Source organism: Streptomyces albiflavescens, assembly GCF_014645835.1.
Taxonomy (GTDB): Bacteria; Actinomycetota; Actinomycetes; order Streptomycetales; family Streptomycetaceae; genus Streptomyces; species Streptomyces albiflavescens.
Window position 1 is genome coordinate 47,841 of record NZ_BMMM01000029.1, and the last position, 19,659, is coordinate 67,499.

At 72.2% G+C, this 19,659-nt stretch carries 10 protein-coding genes; 1 reads left to right on the forward strand and 9 read right to left on the reverse strand.

Features of this window, described 5'->3' with window-relative positions:
* Positions 1-6: 6 nt before the first annotated feature.
* From IEY95_RS45510 to IEY95_RS45530, 5 genes are all read right to left on the reverse strand, one after another.
* Positions 7-1,320, reverse strand: a complete 1,314-nt coding sequence (locus IEY95_RS45510; protein ID WP_189192198.1) for a lysine N(6)-hydroxylase/L-ornithine N(5)-oxygenase family protein — start codon at positions 1,318-1,320, stop codon at positions 7-9.
* An 18-nt stretch (positions 1,321-1,338) separates the two neighbouring features.
* The gene (locus IEY95_RS45515) at positions 1,339-2,205 is read right to left on the reverse strand and encodes a hypothetical protein (RefSeq protein ID WP_189192199.1); all 867 of its coding nucleotides are present in this window, start codon (positions 2,203-2,205) and stop codon (positions 1,339-1,341) included.
* Positions 2,206-2,275: 70 nt separating this feature from the next.
* Positions 2,276-3,574, reverse strand: coding sequence for a trans-sulfuration enzyme family protein (locus tag IEY95_RS45520; RefSeq protein ID WP_189192200.1), 1,299 nt, complete (start codon positions 3,572-3,574; stop codon positions 2,276-2,278).
* Entirely contained in the window at positions 3,571-5,388 is a 1,818-nt protein-coding gene (locus IEY95_RS45525) for a DUF885 domain-containing protein (protein WP_229703809.1), read from the reverse strand. The genes IEY95_RS45520 and IEY95_RS45525 overlap by 4 nt, the downstream gene beginning before the upstream one ends.
* A gap of 318 nt (positions 5,389-5,706) precedes the next feature.
* On the reverse strand, positions 5,707-6,729 hold the full coding sequence (locus tag IEY95_RS45530; protein WP_189192201.1) for an ornithine cyclodeaminase: 1,023 nt from the start codon (positions 6,727-6,729) through the stop codon (positions 5,707-5,709).
* An 81-nt stretch (positions 6,730-6,810) separates the two neighbouring features.
* Here IEY95_RS45530 and IEY95_RS45535 point away from each other — a divergent pair, with 81 nt between their 5' ends.
* Positions 6,811-7,596, forward strand: a complete 786-nt coding sequence (locus tag IEY95_RS45535; protein WP_189192202.1) for a thioesterase II family protein — start codon at positions 6,811-6,813, stop codon at positions 7,594-7,596.
* Between the two features lie 87 nt (positions 7,597-7,683).
* Here IEY95_RS45535 and IEY95_RS45540 read toward each other — a convergent pair whose 3' ends face one another.
* From IEY95_RS45540 to IEY95_RS45555, 4 genes are read right to left on the reverse strand one after another with little or no spacing between them, the layout of a single operon-like run.
* Positions 7,684-9,990 carry a penicillin acylase family protein gene (locus IEY95_RS45540; RefSeq protein WP_189192203.1) on the reverse strand — a complete coding sequence of 769 codons (2,307 nt, stop codon included), beginning with the start codon at positions 9,988-9,990 and terminating at the stop codon, positions 7,684-7,686.
* The gene (locus IEY95_RS45545; RefSeq protein ID WP_189192204.1) at positions 9,987-16,328 is read right to left on the reverse strand and encodes a non-ribosomal peptide synthetase; all 6,342 of its coding nucleotides are present in this window, start codon (positions 16,326-16,328) and stop codon (positions 9,987-9,989) included. The genes IEY95_RS45540 and IEY95_RS45545 overlap by 4 nt, the downstream gene beginning before the upstream one ends.
* Positions 16,325-16,585 carry a phosphopantetheine-binding protein gene (locus IEY95_RS45550; protein WP_189192205.1) on the reverse strand — a complete coding sequence of 87 codons (261 nt, stop codon included), beginning with the start codon at positions 16,583-16,585 and terminating at the stop codon, positions 16,325-16,327. Before IEY95_RS45550 ends, IEY95_RS45545 begins: the two co-directional genes overlap by 4 nt.
* A gap of 5 nt (positions 16,586-16,590) precedes the next feature.
* On the reverse strand, positions 16,591-19,659 hold the full coding sequence (locus tag IEY95_RS45555) for a non-ribosomal peptide synthetase (protein WP_189192206.1): 3,069 nt from the start codon (positions 19,657-19,659) through the stop codon (positions 16,591-16,593).

The following is a 19,659-nucleotide window of genomic DNA, read 5'->3' on the forward strand; positions in this document are numbered from 1 at the left end:
CCGTGGTCACACGACCCCCTGCTTGCGCAGGCCGTCGAGAATCGTCGCGGCGCGCAGCGACAGCAGGCTGAACGATCCCGCGTCGCCGATGCCATGGCTTGACTCGCACAGCCCGTTGAGGAACAGCGGTGGTGTGCCGTCGGTGCAGGGCCGCAGCTGGTAGTCGGGTTCGACGACCAGATGGCCCTCGTCGTCGAACTGGAAGCGGTCGATCACTCCCGACAGCAGCGCCGGATACGCCTCCTGGCCCTGATGCGGTCCGAGATCGCGGAACCCGGTCGCGAGAATCACCAGGTCTACGTGGTCCGTCGACACGTCCTTGGTGTGGACTTCCTCCACCTCCAGGCGCACGCCCGTGTCATCCGGTTCCGCGGTCCGCACCTCGCTGTTGCCGCGAACGAATATCCGCTGATCGCCGTCCAGGCGCTGTTCGTATATCAGCGCGTACAGGTGGTGCAGGACGTCGGCGTCGGTCGATGAGTAGTTGGTGGGGCGCATGTACGCGTCGAGCTCGTTCTTACTCGCCCGGCTCGCGCGGTAGTAGTAGTCCGTGAACGCGGGGAAGAAGCCCTCTTCGCTGAACGGACTGGTGTCCTTGAGCCGCAGCCCGAACTTCCGCACGTAGTTGACGATGCGCGCCTGCGGAAAGCGGTGCGCGAGATCGAGGACGATCTCGACGGCACTCTGGCTGCCGCCGATGACGGCGATCGACTGCGGGGGCTTGTCGGTCAGCTCCCGCACGGTGTGCAGGTACCGGGTCAGATGGCACACCCGAGGGGTGTCGAGGCCGGCGAACGGTCCGGGAACGAACGGCGTACGCCCGGTGCCCACCACCAGCGAGCGGGCCCGCTGCTGCGAGCCGTCCGCGCAGGTCACCACGTACTCAGGGGTGCCGTCGGCCTCGGCCACGGCGATCTTTGTCGCCCGCGCCCCGAAGGCGACCTGCGGTTGGAACTGCCGGGTGGCCCAGTCGATGTACTGCGCGTATTCCTTGCGCAGCGGGAACTCCAGGGGCAGGTTCAGGTGCTCGATGAGCCTGCCCTCTTCGAAGAGGTAGTTGAGGAAGCTGTAGCGGCTGCGCGGATTGCGCAGGGTGACGAGGTCGCGGTTGGGGTGGTTCTGCATGTTGGAGCCGTCCAGCAGCAGTCCCCCCTGCCACACCGGGTTGGATGCGGCCTCCAGGAAGAAGGCGCCTGCCTCCGGCAGGTCCTCCTGCAGCGCGATGGCGAGCGACAGGTTCGCGGGTCCGAACCCGACGCCGAGCACATCGACGGGTTCAAAAGCCGGCGCGGTCTCTTGGACGTTGGGTCGGTCGGTCATGCGGCACCTCGGCGTATGTCATCCCGTGTGAGCATTGTTCTCCCGTTCCGTGTGTCGGCCGGCGATCAGTGCCGGGTCCGCCCGCATCTCCTCGTACCAGTGCCGCCACTTCGCCACGTCGCCCTCGAGGCCGGCGGCGGCGATCGCCGCTTCCTCCCGCTCCCAGTCGACCTCGCCCCTGGGCTGGATCCCGCTGCTGCCCAGCACCTTGCGGTAGAAGGGATCGTCTGCCTTGCGGACGTCGCTCATCAGCGCACCCACCTCGGGCGAGACCAGTTTCAGGCCCGGACGAGGGGACCAGTTCTCCAGTCCGCCGACCTGCGGCAGTCCGGCCGCCGTCATCAGGGCGGCCGTGACACCGGCCGGATCGGCCCGCATGTCGTCGGAGTCGACCAGCACATACGGGATGTCCCGCGCCCGGCACAGCTCCACCTGCTCACGCAGCGACTGCCACCCGCTCTCAAAGGGCGGGAAGGTCTTCGCCCCGTTGAGCTCGCGCACGATGCGCAGCCGGGAGGTGGTCGACAGCCGGGGGTCGCAGATCACGAAGATCGGGGGCGCCGTGGTGAGCCCGACGAGCTGCGTGAACTGGGCCTCGCTGAGCTGGAAGCTCATCTCCTTCATCAGCAGGCCGCTGCCCCGTTCCACGTCGGCCAGCGCGACCCGCTCGCCCGACGCGACCACCATGGGGTTGCGCAGGATGCCTTCGACCGACTCCGGTCCCTGCGCACCCCAGTAGCAAGCCTCGAACGGCTCGTGGCAGTGGTGCGTCACGGAGGGGTGCTGCCACAACAACCGGGCCACGGCGGTCGACCCGGTACGCGGGGGCGATATCAGCACCAACCGCGTGTCGTAGGCACGGGTCAACGCAGTTTCCAATTCCACTGTCTCCTCCTGCTGACTCAGCTTGGCAACGGCCGAAGCCGTGGATTTCGTCGGAGGTGGCACGGGACTCTCAGCGCGTCCGCAGCGCCTGGTCGAGATCCCCGATGATGTCGTCCACGTGCTCGATCCCGACGCTCAGCCTGATCATGTCCGGCGGCACCGGGGCCCGGCCGGGATCGGCGTCCGCGGCCTGCTTGTGCGTGGTGGCGCCGGGAATCGTCGCTGTGCTCTTGACCTGACCGAGATTGTTCGCCCGCCAGACGAGCCCGAGGCGGTCCATGGCCTCGTGCGCGGCACGGACACCGCCGGCCGGGCGGAAGCAGAGAAGGAAACCGAACCGGTTCTCCGCCTCGCCCCCGTCCAGCTCGCTGTCGACCAGCCACATGTCCCGCTGGGCGATGTGGTGGGAGCGGTGGCTCTCCAGTCCCGGATAGAAGACCTCGGTGACACCGGTGTGCTCCGCGAGGTACCGGGCCACTTCGTGCGCGGTACGGGACATGGCGTCCACCCGGCCGCGTACCTCCCGGACGTCCGCGAGGATCGTCCACGCGTTGAAGGGGCTCATGACCGCGCCCATGTCCCGCAGGGGACCACGGCGCAGATAGCCGGCGTAGTCGGCCGACAGCTCCGCAGGCTGCCGGCGCAACTCCAGGGCGTGCCGGGCGATCACCGCGCCGCCCATGCTCCGGCCGCTGGCGCCGGCCGTCTTGGTGAGCGAGTGCACCACCACGTCCGCGCCGAGGGCCAGCGGGCGCAGCAGTGCGGGCGTCGCGAGCGTCGCGTCGACGATGAGCGGGATGTGCGCCTGACGGGCCAGCACCGACAGCGCCGGGATGTCCACGAGCTGCACCGTCGGGTTCGAGGGGACCTCCGCGTACAGGAACCGGGTCTCGCCGTCGATGCGGCGGGCCCAGTCGTCGACCGACAGCGGGTCGCCGACCCACCGTACGTCGACGTCCCGTTCCTGCCCGTACCGCTTGTCGAAGACCATCGTGGTGGAGCCGTAACACTGCGGTGAGGCCACGATGTTGGGCCTGGGCCCGGCAGCCGTGGACAGGAGCGGCATCGTGGCCAGGGTGATCGCGCCCATCCCGGTCGCGGTGAGGGTGGCGCTCACCGCGGCGTCCACCCCGTACCCCTCCAGCGCCGCCACGGTCTGCTCCAGGAGGCGGACCGTCGGGTTGCCCCGTCGCGCATACACCCAGCCGTCGCCGTCCTCCGCGGTGGCCGCGAGCATGGCGTCCATCGACGGGAAGCTCTGCGCGGTCGCCAGATGGGCCGGCTCGCTCAGCGAACCGAGGTGATGGGCCGCCTCCGCATGGTCGTAGGCCCCGCTGATGGCGAGGGTCGTGAATCTGGCGCCCTTCACAGCAGTGACCCGCCTTCCGCCTCCGTCGGCCCGTTGCTCACGCGTGTTTCCATTCCGTCCCGGTGATGCCGTGGACGCAAAGGCGGGTTCTCCTCCGCCTGCAGCTGGGCCAGTTCGTCCTGAAGGTCGTCAAGACCGAGCGGGCCAAGCGACAGTGCGGCCGTGTGCCAGGACTTCAGGTCCAGCCGCTCGCCACGGCCCGCGTGCGCCGCCTCGGCCGCGGCCCGTCCCTCCAGCCATGCCCGCTCCCCCAACTTGTAGGAGACCGCCTGGCCGGGCAGGCCGAGGTAACGGCCTATCTCGCTGTCCACGAACTCGGCCGACTGCCCGCTGTGGACAGCCAGGAACTCCTTCGCGAGCCCGGGGGTCCATGCCTGGCCCGCGCCGACCGGGGCGTCGTGCGGGAGGTCGAGGGCCAGGTGCACGCCGATGTCGACCAGGACCCGCACGGCGCGCAGCATCTGCCAGTCGAGGAAGCCAAGGCGCTCGCCGGGCCTGCGCAGGTGGCCGAGCTCGTCCATCAGCCGCTCCGCGTACATGGCCCAGCCCTCGGTGCATGCGTCGATGCCGCCGAGGCCGGCCTGGTACGTAGACAGCTGGTCGCTGAGGTGCCTCCACTGGGCGAGTTGCAGATGGTGGCCCGGCACGCCCTCGTGGTACCAGACGCTGCGCAGGCTCCACAGGGGAAACCGCGTGCGTCCCTGGGTGGGCAGCCACGTCCGGCCGGGGCGGGAGAAGTCCACACTCGGCGGGGTGTAGTACGCCGCCGAACCACTGCCCGCCGGTGCGATCGCGGATTCCACCACCCGCACCGGCGGCGCCAGCTCGAAATACGTGCCATCGAGCTCGTCGAGCGCCTCGTCCATCCAGCCCTGCAGTCGCAGCCGGACCGCCTCCGCACCGTCCACCGCCTCGCCGTGCCGGTCGAGGTGGTGCATCGCCTCGCGCGGCGTGGCCCCGGGCAGCACGGACTCCGCCTCGGCGCGCATCTCGGCCCGGATTCTGCGGTACTCCCCCCAAGCCCACCCGTAGGTCTCGTGCAGGTCGAGTTCGGCGCCGGTCCAAAACCGGGCCCAGGTGCGATAGCGGTCGGCGCCCACGCCGTCGGGCTGGGCCTCAGCCTTGGGGAGGTAGTCGGCGCGCAACCAGTCCCGCATCCCGGCCGCCGCCGCGGTGGCAAGGGCCGCCGACCTGTCCAGTTCGGACCGCAGCGGCGCCGGCACGTCAGCGTCCGCGCAGAAGCCGGCGTACCAGCCCCGGCCGTCGGCGTCGCGGATCCACGCGTCGAGCTGGTCGGCGATGACGCGGACCTGTCTCGGCGCCGCAACGAAGTGGCCCGTGTCGAGTCCTCGGGTGAGGGATTCCCGCAAGCCGTCCAGCGTCTGGGAGACACGGCTCATCCGCCGCGCGGCCGCTGCCCAGTCATCCGCGGTGCTCGTGGGCATCAACTGGAAGATGTCCTGGACCCGTTGTTGCAGGCCATAGACGTTGACGATCTCCCGCAGGTACTCGTCGTCGGTGCTGACGGCCAGGTCAGCCTGCAGGCGCTCGCGCAACAGCCGCCCGCACCGGCGCTCCGCGGGGGCCAGGGGGCCCACCGCGGCCTGCTCGGCCCGGTCCAGGTCCACGAGGGTCGCGCGGGACAGGCCATCCATCCGGTCGCGGCCTTCCGGCGACAGGTCGGGCATCTCCTCCTGCCCCACCGGCAGACCCAGGTAGGTGGCGATGCCCGGGTCCACTCGGGCGAGCCCCGTGACGTAGGCATCCGCTACGTCACGCACTGCGCGGGAGTCGGCAGACAGGTCGTCGCCCACGTGTCTCCACCTCACTGTGTGTCGATCGGTCACTGGCTCTGTCCGGGGGCACGGCACTACGCCGTGGGCCACGCAGCGGACGGGGGAACGCGGTGCACCGCACCGCCGGGAAACAGATCATGGCCCGACCGGATGGGCCGGTCAATCAACGCCGATTGAACGCCGACTGGCAGACAACGACGGCGAGTTGACCGTCCCGGCTTCTCGCACGGCACGCGGCGACGACGACCGGGACGGAGGCACATTCGGTGGCGAGTTGACCGTCCCGGCTTCTCGCACGGCACGCGGCGACGACGACCGGGACGGAGGCACATTCGGTCAGCGAGGCAGGAAGACGCCGGCATCCTCGTCGCAGGCGAGGGCGTGGACGCGCGTCGCGAGGGCCACGTCGTGGACGCCCATGCCGAACGGGTTGATCACTGTCCGGTCGGTGGAGGCGATCGGGCGCGCGTAGGCGCCGGACAGGAGCATGGCGAGGTCCGCGTCCACCTGGCGGGCTCCCGGGATCTCGGTGCCCGGCGCGGTGGCACGGCCGGCCTGGGCCAGGCGGCCCAGGAGCCGGGTGTCGTCCTCACTGACCAGGTGCCAGTCGTCGACGAACAGGTGCTCGACGCCCAGGAGCACGTCCTCGGCAGCATCGTCCAGGGACACGTTGAGGAAGACGGAACCCTCCGGCAGCCAGGCCAGCGGTACATACGCGGTCGTGGTCGTCGTGGCGGCCACCGTAACCGGGGCCGAGCGGACCGCCGACTCGGGGTCGGCGGCGATCTCGACGTCGATCTCCGGCAGCGCGGCGCGCAGCTCGTCGGCGAAGGCCTCGCGTCGGGACGGCGACAAGTCGTAGACGATCACCGACTTCACCGCGCCGTGGGCCGCCAGCAACCCCAGGTGGGTACGTGCCTGGACACCGCACCCCAGCAGGGCCACCCGGTCCACCGTGGGCAGCGGGCGGACCGCGCGCAGCGCCGCCACGGAGACCGCCGCCGTGCGCAGGGCGCTGATCTGCGCGCCCTCCATGAGGCAGACCGGTTCGGCTGTTTCGCTGTCGTACAGCAGGATCAGGCCGGCGGCACGAGGCAGGCCGCGGTCCACGTTCCCCAGACTGGCGTTGATGATCTTGCAGCCGTACGCGCCGTCGTTCCAGGCGGGAAGGACGAGGCTGCGGGCCGCGGATCCATCCGGTGTGATCCAGCGCAGGGCGGCTTCGGTCGCCACTCCGGACCGGTTCGCACGCACGGCGAGAAACGCCTCGGTGACCGCCTCGAGCGGGTCGATCCGCGCGCACAGCGACGCGACGGTCTCACGATCGAGGTACCGCATCGGTTGGGGCAGGGCTTGCATGGGCTATGTCCTTTCTCGTTTTGGAACAAGGGAATTGCGCATCCTTGAAGCGCTCAGAGGGCCTCCTCTACGGTCGCCCGCATGAATTCACCGCAGCCCCGTCCCAAAAAGCCGCCGCGCTGGCTCTTGCGCCGCCCGGACCCGGACGCGCCGGCCCGCCTCTTCCTGTTCCCCTACTCGGGGTGCGGCGCCTCGATGTACCAGGCGTGGCCGCGCCGTATCGGTGCGATCGATGTCTGCCTGATCCAGCCGCCTGCCCGGCAGAATCGGATCGCCGAACCGCACTACGGGACGTACGAGAACATGGCGCGGGAGCTCGTCGACTACCTGCGGCCGTACCTGGACAGGCCCTTCGCGTTCTTCGGGCACTGCGGTGGCGCACTTCCCGGCATCGAGGTGACCCGGCAACTCGCCGCGGCCGGGCTCCCGTTGCCCGAGAGGGTTTTCGTCTCGGGGCAGGTGGCGCCGCACGATGGGCCCTACAGCCGGCTGTTCGAGCTGGACCGGGACGGGCTGCGCACCGAGCTGGGACACATCATCACCAGGCTCGGCGGCGAGCCGAGCGGACCGCTCGTCGAGATGGGCCTTGAGGTCCTCGTCAACGACCTCGGGGCGAACAAGCAGTACGCCCCCGGCCGCATCAGCGTTCCCTGCGCCATCACGGCGCTCGGCTGGTCCGAGGACGCCGAGATCCCGACGAAGCTCATGGGCGGCTGGCAGGACACCTCGGCCGACTGCCGGTCCGTTGAGCTGCAGGGCGGCCACTTCGAATTCCTCTCCGCGCCACCGGCGCTGCTCGCCGAGATCCGCCGGGACTTCGGCGACGTGGCCGACGTCCCGGCGGAGCAGGAACAAGCGGTCGGATGAGCCGAGCGGCTCGCTCGTCGCGAGCCGCTGTCTCTCTCCTTCGCTCCTTCGTTCCTTCGCTCCTTCGCTCCTTCGTCACCTGGCACGTCAGCGGTCCGCCGGAGGGCGCAGCACGTGGCCGCAGCCCGCCCGGCGTGCCCGCGGCCGCAGCGGGGCCAGGCTCGCCCAGCGGGCGTGCCGGTCCGCATAGTGCGGGCTCAGCGGGTGCCCGGACTGGCCTGCGGGCAGCTCGGCGGTGACGAGGTCGTCCACCGTGGCCACGATCCGGCCGGCCGCGCCGAACCCCGGGACGGCGGTACGGACGCTGTGCAGCATCCCGGCTTGCGAGCGCGGACGGATGCCGAGCAGGGCGTCCGACCACGGCACGAGAGCGGCGAGCGGATGCCTGAGACCGACCCGGTTCAAGTGGCCCCATTTCCGCGGGCGTTCACGCACCGCCGCCGCCACGCACTCGGCGATGAAGCCATCGACGTCGGTGGTCCCGGCAGGCAGCAGCGCACAGTCCCGGGCGTCGAGGATCGCGATCAGGGGCCGGTCGAGATCGCGGAACGGGAAGCGGAACGCGGGTTCGTCCTCGCGGCAGACCGCGACATACGGGGCAAGGACGCGCCGGGCAAGGACATTGCGCAGCCGCACGAGGACACCGAAGGCGCGGGAGTCGGTCGCGGCGGTGCCGTCCCACTCCTTGAGCAGAGACCGGATGGGGTCGCCCGGTCGGAGCGCGGCGACCGCGAGGTCGCGGTAGTGCAGGTACAGATCAGCGGCGATGTCGTGCTGCAGCGCGTGCATGCCGGCCGCGTCGTGCCGCTCGGCCGCGCCGAGGACGTCGCGGATGCGGCCGGCGCGGTGGCCGGGGTCGAGGTCGAGGCCGATCCGGAACTCGTCCTCGGGCAGGGCGGCGTCATTGGCGGAGACGAGGATGCCGTCGGCGGGGTCCACGGCCCGGGGGCGTTCCGGTCCGGTGAGATGGCCGTCGGCGGGTTCGGTGCGCGGGGTGCCGGCCGGACGGCGGGGCAGCAGACCCGTCGCCAGGTGCGCCATCCGCTCCCGGTCGGCGACAAGGACGTTGAGGGCGACGCCGTGTGCGTCGTCGAGGACCGCGACGGCTTCGTCGACGTCGTGGGCGTGGGCGAGGCGGTGGAATCGCAGGTCGGCGGCGCGGGGGTCGTGTCCCGTCCAGCGGACGGCGATCTTCTCGCCGCACAGCGGGGTCTGCGAGACCGGCATCGTGCCGTCGGTCGTGATCTGCACGGTGACCGGTTGGCGGCCACGGACGCGGATCTGTTCCGTCCTGGTGTGCAGGGAGTCCTGACCGGTGGGGATGAGGTCGAGCACATCCGCGGTGAGGTTGGTGACACCCCAGACGATCCGCCCGTTGGTGCCGGCGAGGGCGACCGGAAGGCCGGGGCTCGCAAGGCCGCGCAGCCGGGTGCCGGGCCAGGCGAGGTCGATCTCGTAGAGGACGTTGGGCACGCCGAACGCCAGATGCAGATCGCAGGCGAGCAACGGCTCGTCCCCCGTGGCGATCCAGCAGTTGGAGCCGGGCACGGCGCCGTCGAGGGCAACGAGGTCCAGGGACCGCTCCTCGCCGCGATGACGCGCCAGGTCGGCGGGCAGGGACGTGGTTCCGCCGGGCAGGAAGAAGTCGGCGATGGGTTTGGGCAGCACGCGGCGCATGACCGACTCCGCCCTCTTGGCCTCCTCGTTCCACGACAGCGAGTGGGACAGCACAAGCGCGGTGAGCACGCTGTCCTCCACCTGCCACGGCTGCGGCTGGTAGGACAGGAACAGGCACTCGAACGGGGTCTCCTGCGCGAAGGCGGCGTTGACCCCGTCAGCGAACGCGGTCAGCAGGTCCCGCTCCGGCCCGGCGAGCTGCTCGGTCGCGGCGCGGGCCGCCGCGGCCAGCCCCAGGTGGCGGTACGCGGTGTCCAACGGCACGGCGGTGCGCCCCCACACCTCCGCGACCCGGCCGCTTCCGGTGCGGCGCACGAGGTCCAGCTGGAAGCCGCGGTCACGCCCCATCGTGTAGCCGAGCGCGCGGACCGCGTCGTGGTAGGTCTGCGCGGTGATCCGGGTGACGCCGTCGTCGCCGCACTCGGCCCGCACCGGTGCGGTCAGCGTGGGCACCTCGATGTCCCCGGGGCAGCGTGGCGCCGAGTCCTTGAGGGCCCGCAGCATCCGTCGCTCAACTGCGACCCGGCCACAGTTGCGATGCACATAGCCGGCGATCCCGGCCGCGCCCGCGGCGAGCACGGCCGCCGACACCCACGGCCACGCGAGCGCGGCACCCGCGAGCAGTACGGTGGCCGCGCCCGCGGCGCCCACCGTCCGAACCGTGGGCAGCTGCCACAGGCGGCGCAGGCGCGGACGGTGCGCCGGGCACGTCGTCACGAGGTCTCCAGGAGAGCTTCGGCGGTGGTCCGCACGGCGGTCGTGATCGCGGTGAGCAGCTCGGTGGCCAGCTCCTTCGACGTGGTCGCGGGCTTGTGGCGCAGCTCGAACAGCAGCTCGCCGCCGGTCGGCGCGACACCGAGGACGAAGTCGCAGGCGGTGGCCACGACTTGAGCACCGAGCACGTCGTGTTCGGACCGGTACGGCGCGAACACGAGACCGTCGTCGGCGGTCACGGTGGCGGTCTCCTCCTGCGCGACGAGCATCGCCTCGAACACGGGGCCCGCGTCCGGGTGCCGGTCACCGATCTCGGCGAGCACGTCCTCGAAGGGCAACTCCTGGTTCTCGATTGCGGCGACGCAGACCTCGCGGGCCTGCCGGCTGATCGCGACCGGGTCGGTGTCGCCCAGGCGCATGCGCAACACGACCGTGTTGGCGACGAGCCCCACCACCTCGTCCAAGCCCGGCTCGACGCGGTTGGCGAGCATGGTGGCGATGCGGATGTCGTCCTGGCCGCTCCACGCCCGCAGTGTCGCCGCGTACGCGCCGAGCACGAGCATGAAGTCGGTCATGCCGCGCTTGCGTGCCGCGGCGCGGACCGTGCGCAGGGCGTCGGCCGGGAGCGTTGCCCTGGTCGTCGCCGACCGCAGGCGCTGCGCGAACGACGCCGTGCCCAGCTCGGCGAAGCGGCTGCCAGGGGTGTCGGCGAGCGCGGACCACGGCGGGGTGAGCTGCTGGAGCCAGTACTCCCGCTGCCGCGCCGCCTCGCCGGTGGTGAGCCATGCGGCCCGGTCCTCGACGAGCCAGCCGCTGCCGCGCGGGAGCGGCCGGGGCGCGGGCGCGCCGTCGGCGGCGATCTCGCGGTAGATCCGGGCGGCGTCCGACAGCAGCAGCGTCAACGACCAGCCGTCGCACACGATGTGGTGGATATTGAGGAAGATCACGTGCTGGTCGGCGGCGAGCCGATACACGACGACGCGCATGAGCGGCGCCCGGTCGAGCGGCAGCGCCTCCCGCGCGGCGGCGGCCATGAGCTTCTCGCACCGACGGGCCGGGTCCTCGTGGTCCGTGAGGTCCTCGACGTCGACAACGACCTCGACATGCGGTTCGACCACCTGGACGGGTTCGTCGCCGGTGGCCTCGAACCGGGTACGCAGCGCCTCGTGCCGGGTCGCCAGCTCAGCGAAAGTCCGTTCCAAAAGGGTGATGTCGAGCGGGCCGTCGGCGCGCAGTGCGCCCGCCATGCCGAACAACCCGATGCCGGGCAGCCGGCCGGCGATCTCCCACATCTGGCGTTGTGCGCGCGAGAGCGGGTAGCGGGCCACCGTCCCGAGCGCGGCCGGCGCCGCAGTCGGCGCCGGCGCGGCGGCGCCGGCCAGCGCGTTCGCCAGACCCGCGATCGTGGGCTGTGACATGAAGGTGCGCATCGACAGGGTGCCGTGGCGGGCCCGGAGTCGGCTGACCACCTGCATGGCGGTGAGCGAGTCGCCGCCCGCATCAAAGAACGGTGTTGCCGCGTCGATGTCCGTGGTGCCCAGGACCTCGGTCCAGACCTCGCGGATGCTCTCCTCCACCATCCCGCCGGCCGGCCCCGCCGCAGGCGCCGGGACCAGAGCCGGCGCCTGAGCGGCCGGTCGCACGGGGGGCGCGACGGCCACCACCGGGGCCGCGCCGACCGTGTCGGTGGACCCGTCGGAGGCCAGCAGCCGGGCCAGGTCGGCCATGCCGGGCAGGGGGGTGTCCCGGAAGGACCGCTCAGCGTCCTCGATGATCGCGGCGAGTGCCCTGCGGTGCACCTCCGCCGCCAGGGCCATCGTGCTCTGTGGCAGCGCCGCGGCGTCGTACTCCATCAGCAGCCGCAGCTCGTGGGTGCGCACGTCGACGGTGAAGGCGGAGCTGTAGGCGTAGTGGGTGGACTCCAACTCCTGCGCGTCCAGCAGCTCCAGGCCGCCGGCACCGACCATCCGGCGGGTGTTGTGGTAGTCCGTGAAGTTGAAGCTGGAGTCGAACAGCGGTGCCGCGCCGTACCCGGCTTGGATCGCCGCGTTCGGGTACCAGCGGTGCCGCATCATCTCCTGTTCCTCTTCGTGCACGCGCACCGCCAGGTCCGCCCACGACCGCTCCCCCAGCACCACTCGCAGGGGCAGCTGGTTGAGGAAGAGCCCGAGCACGCGGTCGGCGTCGGAGTCCTCCGGACGGCACGCGAACACCATGCTGGTGGCCACGTCGTCGGAACCGGTCAGCCAGGACACCACCCGCAGGTGCGCGGCGCACAGCAGCGCCTTCACCGGCACGCCCAGCCGGCCGGCGACGGCCCGCAGGCCATCCAGCCGACCCGTGAGGTCCACGTGGAACTGCCGCATCACGGGCTCGCCCGACCGCTGAGGTGCGATCAGCCAAGCCGGGCCCGCGGTGCGCTCACCCCAGAACTTCCGCTGCTCCTCGTCGGCGAGCGCCGCCTGCTCCAGCGCCACATAGTCGCCGAAGGTGGTGCGCGGGCTTGGCTGCGGCGCCGCCGTGCCCGTGTCGAGCAGCTCGCGATACCGGGCGTGCAGGTCCTCGAAGAAGAGGTTCACCGACCAGCCGTCGAGGATGGCGTGGTGGTGGGTGAAGATCAGCTGGTAGTCGGTCGCGGAGGTGGCGAGCGTCACGAGCCGGAACGGGCCCGGCCGGGACAGGTCGAAGTCCTCGGCGATCTCGCTCGCCACGACCTGTCGGACACGTTCCTCCTGGGCCTCGGCGTCGAGACCGGTCAGATCCTCGAACGTGACCGGCACGGCGACACCGGTGTGCACCCGCTGCACCGGGCCGAGCTCGTTGGCGAGGTCGAAGCTGGTGCGCAGCACCGGGTGGGCGTCGGTGACGGCTTGAGCGGCCGCGCGGAACGCGACCGGGTCCAGCACGCCGCGCACCCGGTAGCTGAGCATGATGTGGTAGACGCGGGCGTCGGGCGCCATCTCCTGGTGGTACATCATCCCGGACTGCAGGGCGGTCATCGGGTAGGCGTCGACGACATCCGGCGGGAAGACGACGCCCGCCGGCAGCCCCGCGAACGGCTCGCGGACGGCCCGGTCGGCGCCGGCCTCGGTCGCCCGCGGCGCGAGAGCGGCGGCCGTTGGCGCGGCGTACACGTCCCGCACGGTCAGGCCCAGGCCCCGGTCCTTGGCAAGACTCACCAGGCGGATCGCGCGCATGGAGTCCCCGCCGGCGTCGAAGAAGTCGGTGCCGATGTCCGCGGTGGGGTCTGCGAGCACCTCACGGAACACCTCGAGGAGCAGGGCGTCGCGCCCGCCGGACGGTACGGCACCTCGCCCGGCCGGCGCCGTCTCGGCTGCCGCGCCCTGGGCCACGGCGGCGACCACGGCCGCGCGATCGAGCTTTCCGTTGTTGGTCAGCGGCAGGTCGTCGACCAGCACGACGGTGCGCGGCACCATGTAGCGGGGCAGCATCGAACGCACCGCCGCCAGCAGCTCCGTCGGTTCGGGCGTGGCATCGGCCTCAGGGACGACGACGGCCACGAGGTGCGCGCCGCTGCTGTCCGTCGTGACCGCCGCACCGGCTGCGGCGACCCCTGGCCGCGCAGAGAGCGCCCCCTCGATCTCGGCGAGCTCCACGCGGAAGCCGTTGACCTGCACCTGCTGGTCGCGACGGCCGAGGTAGGCCAGGGTGGTGCCATTGCGCCGGGCGAGGTCGCCGGAGCGGTACATGCGGGCGCCCGGCACCTCGCTGAAGGGGTCCGGCAGGAATCGCAGTGCGGTCTCCCGCGGCCGGCCGAGGTAGCCGTCGCTGACCTGCGGGCCGCCCACGTAGATCTCGCCGACGCAACGGTCGGCGACCGGGGTGCCGTCGTCGTGCAGCACGTGCAGCGCGGTACCGGGCAGCGGCGTGCCGATGTCGGACTCCGCGGTACGGGTGTCCTCGGGCCGTAGCCGGCGCCACGAGGCGTGCACCGTCGTCTCGGTGATCCCGTACATGTTGACGAGCTGGGTCTGGTGACCGATCTCCTCGTACCAGCGCTCAACCAGCCGCCGGTCCAGGGCCTCGCCCGCGAACAGCACGTACCGTATGTGCTCGGTGGCGTCGGGCCGTGCGGCGAGTGCGGGCAGCATCACGGTCAGCGCGGACGGGGTCTGGCTGAGCACGGTCACCTGCTCGCGGGCGCACAGCTCGGCGAACTCCTCCGGCTCCCACGTGGTCAGCCGCGGCACCACGACCAGCCGGCCGCCGTGCACCAGAGAGCCGAACATCTCATACATCGACACGTCGAACGAGCAGGCGTGGAAGAGGGTCCACACGTCGTCGGGGCCAAGGCCGTAGCCGTCGGCGGTCGCGTCGAGCAGGCTCAACACATTGTGATGGGTGACCCGTACGCCCTTGGGCCGGCCGGTGGAACCGGACGTGTAGATCACATAGGCGGCGGCGTGCGCGGGCACGTGGGCGAGCGGTGCCTTCTCCGGGGCGTGCACGAGGTCGGCGAGGCCGGCCCGCTCCCCCGGCACCGTGTCGTCCTCGGTGATGGTGAGCCGGGCGCCCGAGTCGGTGAGGATGTCGCTCACGCGTGCCGTCGGCCAGGACTCGTGCAGTACCAGGCACGCCCCGCCCGAGGCCATCACCCCGATGATGGCGACGACGAGGTCGAGGCCGCGGGGCAGGGAGATGGCCACGACGTCCCCGGCCCCGATCCCGCGAGCGCGCAGGGCCCCCGCGGTCGCCTCGATCCGCGCCCACAGGTCCGCGTAGGACAAGACGCCCTCGGGCGCGGTGACAGCGACCGCGTCCGCGCGGGTGCGGGCCATCGCCGTCAAGCGGCCGGTCAGCGACTCGTCGGCGTGCGGCACCCGGTCGGGCGCGGCGACTGCGCCGGGGGCAGCCACCCCGAACGGTCCGGCGGCGAGCGCCGTGACCGGGGCGGCCGGGTCGGCGCCGGCCGCCGTCAGCACGGCCAGGACGGTGTCGCCGATGGCCTCGACGTCCGCGCCGGTCACCGCCCTGCGGTCCGCCTCGACGTACAGGGCGAGCGTGTCGCCCTCGTCGCGGACCAGGAAGTTCAGGTCGTACTTCGCGCCGACCTGCGCCACCTCGACGTGCTCGATCGCCAGCCCCGGAAAGTCGGGCGCGGGCAGGGTGGCCCCGAGGTCGGTGACGATGACGTTGAACGCCGCGCGGGAGGCCGCGACGTCCTCGGGCACGGGCGCGTGGCGGACAGCGCCGAGGACCGCCGAACGGGTCCGGCGTACCAGCTCGGTGAAGGGGGCGGGGCCGGCGTCGAGCCGGACCGGCACCATGTCGAGCAGCAGGCCGACGACCCGTTCCAGGCCGGTGCGGTCGCGGCGGGAGACCGGCATGCCGACCACCGGGTCCTGGCGCCCGGTGTAGCGGGACAGCGCGACCGCGACAGCGGTGGAGACCACGGTGAAGACGCTCGCGCGAGTCTGCTCGGCGATCCGCCGCACGGCGGCGGTGGAGGCGGCGGGCACGACCACGCGGTGGGCGTGGCCACGCCCACCGTCGGCGCCGTCGAGCGGCGGGGGCAGCGGGAGCGCGCCCAGCGACGCGTCGTCGAACCGCTCCTGCCAGTACCGGCGGGCGGCGGCGAGATCGGCGTGAGCGACCCGGTCGGCCTCCCAGCGGGCGTAGTCGACCACGGGCACGGCGTCGCCGAGGGGCGGCGGCTGCTGCCCTGCGACTCGGCTGCCGTAGCAGCGCGCCAGGTCCTCCAGGAGCGGGCCGAACGACGAGCCGTCGGCGATCACGTGGTGCAGCACGAAGAAGAAGACGTGGTCCTGGGGCGCGAGCCGGAACAGGCGCATCAGCACCGGTGGGGCCGTGTCCAGGGCCAGCGGCAGGTCGGTGAGGCGCGCGCACTCGGCCAGGCACGCGTCCAGGTCGGCCGCGTCGGCCTCCATCAGCGGGGGCTCCACCGACGGCAGGATCCGCTGCCGCGGCTCGCCGTCGGTCACCGGGAAGACGGTGCGCAGCGACGGGTGCCGCTCGTGCAGGTCCCGCAGCGCCGTGCCGAACGCGTCCCGGTCGAGCGGGCCGCGCAGGCGCAGTGCCCCGCACAGGTTGTAGGTGCCGTCTTCGGCGAAGTACGAGGTGGCCCACAGCGAGCGCTGTGCGGCGGTCAGCGGCCCGGTGTCCCCTCCGGGCGCCGGCGGCCAGGTCAGGCCGTCGCGCCGGCCGACCAGGCCGACGAGGTCCGTTCGGTGCCGCTTCATCTCCGCCAGCAGCTCGGACGGCACCTCTTCGCCCTGGCTGCGGTAACGGAGCCGTCCGTCGGAGAGGGTCAGGGCCACGCCGAGATCGTCCAGGCGACGCAGCACCTCCAGCGCGCTCACAGCTCTCCCTCGAACACCAGCTCGGCGGGGCCCTCGGCCCGCAGGCGGTCCAGCTCTTCGGCGACCTCCTCGACCGTGCCCAACTCGAAGAAGTCCTCCAGCGCCAGCTCGACGCCGGTCACCTCGGTGAGCCGGTAGAGCACCTGCACGGCCAGCATCGAGTGGCCGCCCAGCTCGAAGAAGTCCCGGTCGACGGCCACCGTGTCCAGCTCCAGCAACTCGCGCCAGACCTCGGCGACTTGATCCTGTGTCGACACCTTCATCACCTTTCGCCGAAAGTCAGTACCGCGTCGGGGTCGGCCGCGCCGGCGCGCAGCACGTCGGCCAGCGCCTGCGCCCACGCCGCGACGGTCGCGTTGTCGAGCGTCTCCGGCCAGAACAGGACCTCGAGCCGCAGCCGGTCGGTCTCACCGGAGACGTCGATCATCAAGTCCAGGTCCATCACGGGGTCCGCCAGCTCGCGCGGCACGACCCGCAGGTCCCCGAGCCGCATTCCGGTCCGCCACGCGCCCTGGTGGGTGACCTTGACCTGGAACAGCGGGAACCGGCCCGCCTGGCGCGGCGGGTTCACCGCCGCGACCAGCTTGTGGAACGGGAGCCGGTCGTGTTCCTGCGCGCCCAGCACCTGCCGCCGGGCCAGGTCGAGCAGGTCACCGAAGGACGGCGCGGCGCCGGGCTCGAGCCGGACCGGCAGCTGGTTGACGAACGTGCCGATCAGCTCCTCGCTGCCGGGCCACGAGCGGTTCACCGAGTCGATGCCGAGCACCAGGTCGGTGGTCGCGGTCGCGTCCCGCAGTACGACGTACGAGGCGGCGAGCACCGCCATGAACGGGGTCGCGCCGCGGGCGCGGGCCGTCTCGGCGAGGGTCTTGGTCTCCTCCGCTGTAAGGAGGGTGACCACGTGGTCGGTCACGAAGGCCGGTCTGGCCGGCCGGGGCCGGTCGAGCGGCAGGTCGATCGCCCCCGGTGTGCCGGCCAGTTGCTCCCTCCAGTACCGCGTGCACTCCTCGGCGTCCGGGCCCAGCAGCCACTCCCGTTCGGCGGCCACGTAGTGGGAGAACGAGGCGCGGGGCAGTGTCACCTCGGTGTCGCCGGCCAGTGCCCGCTCGTAGTGCTCGGCGATGTCGCGTTTGAGTACCTCCAGGGACCAGCCGTCGGCGACCAGGTGGTGCAGGGCGACGGTGAGCACATGGTGGTCGTCATCGACCCGCTCCAACCGGACCTTGGCGAGCGGCGGTTCAGGGGTACGGGCAGAGATCCCGAACTCGCCCGAGGTGCCCGTCTGCAGGGCGATCTCGGCCGTGGGCCGTACGACGGCCTTCGGGACGCCGCGCTCTTGGGTGAAGACGGTGCGCAGCGGCTCGTGCCGGGCGACGACCGCCGCCAGCGCGTGTCGCAGCGCGTCCTTGTCGAGGGGGCCGTGCAGGTCGAGCGAGAGGATCAGCAGATTGGGCGCCTTCCGGCGGTGCAGCTGCTCGAAGAACCACAGCCGCTCCTGCCCGGACGACAAGGCGCCCAGCGTGCGCGGTTGCCCTGCGGCGTCCACGGGTTCCGCGGCCTCGATCGCGGCGAGGAGACCCCGTGGAGTCGGGCGGGACAAGAACGCCCGCAGGGACGTGCCCTCCGCGCCGAACCGGGCGCGGGCGGCGGCGACCAGGGTCATCGCCAGCAGCGAGTCACCGCCTGCGGTGAAGAAGTCGTCGTCCGGGCCGATCACGGCCACGCCGAGGGTCTCGGTGACCAGGTCGCCGACTGCGTCGAGGTCGGCGGCTTGGGCGGCGGTGGCCGGGGCAGGGGCCTCGGGCGTGCCTTCGGCGCACAGGCCCTCCAGGGCCCGGTGGTCGGTCTTTCCCGCGGTGTTGACCGGCAGCCGGTCGAGTACGGTCACCTCGTGCGGGACGAGATAGTGCGGGGCGCCGGCGCGCACGGCGCCGGCCACGTCGGCCGGCTCGTCGAGGGTGACGAACGCCCGCAGCCGGCCGCCGGTGAACACGCAGGCGGCCGAACGGACCTGGGGCACCCGCAGCAGCTCGGCCTCCACGTCGCCCAACTCGACCCGGTGGCCGCGGATCTTGACCTGGCGGTCGCGGCGGCCGTGGAAGCCGATGGTGCCGTCTGCGGCGCGGCTCACCCGGTCGGCCGTGCGGTAGAGCCGGGCGCCGGGCGTGCCGGACAGGGCGTCCGGGACGAAGGTGAGCGCGGTGCGTACCGGGTCGCCGATATAGCCGCGGCCGACGCCGACGCCGCCGACCAGCAGTTCGCCCTCGGTGCCGGCCGGTACCTCGCGGCCCTGCGCATCCACCACGTACAGGCGGGTGTTGAGGATCTCCCGGCCGATGGAGGGCCAGGGCCGGGCGGCGCTCTCGGCCGCGCTCACCCTGTGGTGGGTGACGTCGTCGGAGCACTCGGTCGGGCCGTAGGCGTTGACAATGGGGATGTTCGGGCAGTGCTCGTACCAGCGCTGGGCGACCGCTCCGGGCAGCGCCTCCCCGGTGGCGACGAGGTACCGCAGCGAGGACAGCCCGGCCCGTAGGTCGTCGTCGAGCTGCGCGGTGAGCACGGTGAGGAAGGACGGGACGATTTCCAGCACGGTCACCCCGTGCCGGCGGACCCACGCCACCAGTTCGGCAGGCTCGCAGATGTTGCGGGGCGAGGCCACCGCGGTCTGGGCACCGATGGTGAGCGCGGTGAGGGTCTGCCACACCGAGATGTCGAAGGACAGCGGCGCGGTGAGGCCGATGACGTCGGCGGGTCCGAGCCCCAGGTCCGCGATCTTGGCCGCCATGTGGTTGTCCATGCCGCCGTCGGCGACCATCGCGCCCTTGGGCGTGCCGGTGGACCCGGACGTGAAGATCACGTATGCGAGGCCGTCGCGCGGCCGGTCCGGTACCGCGTGCGGGGCCGGTCCCCGATTCCCGGGCTCATGGCCGGCGACGAGCACGCTTGGCGTCGGGTCCAGACCGGCCACGACTTGGGCGGCGAACTCCTGGTGCCCCGGCTCGACGAGCAGGGTCCGCACATCGGCGTCGGCGCACATCCGGCGGGCGCGCCGCACCGGCACGCCCGGCTCCACCGGGACGAAGGCCGCTCCGGCGAGCAGCACACCGAGCACCATGGCGACGTACCCGGGGCCGCGGTCGGCGACCAGTGCCACCACGGTCTCCCGGCCGGCGCCGGCCGCCCGCAGCTCTGCGGCGTGCCGCCGGGCCAGCGCGTCCAGTTCCGCGTAGGTGTGGGTGACGCCGTCGGTGACGACGGCGGGCGCGTCGGGGTGCTCCCGCCGGTGCGCGGAGAACCGTGCCAGCACGGGGCTCACGATCGGTTCGGGCAT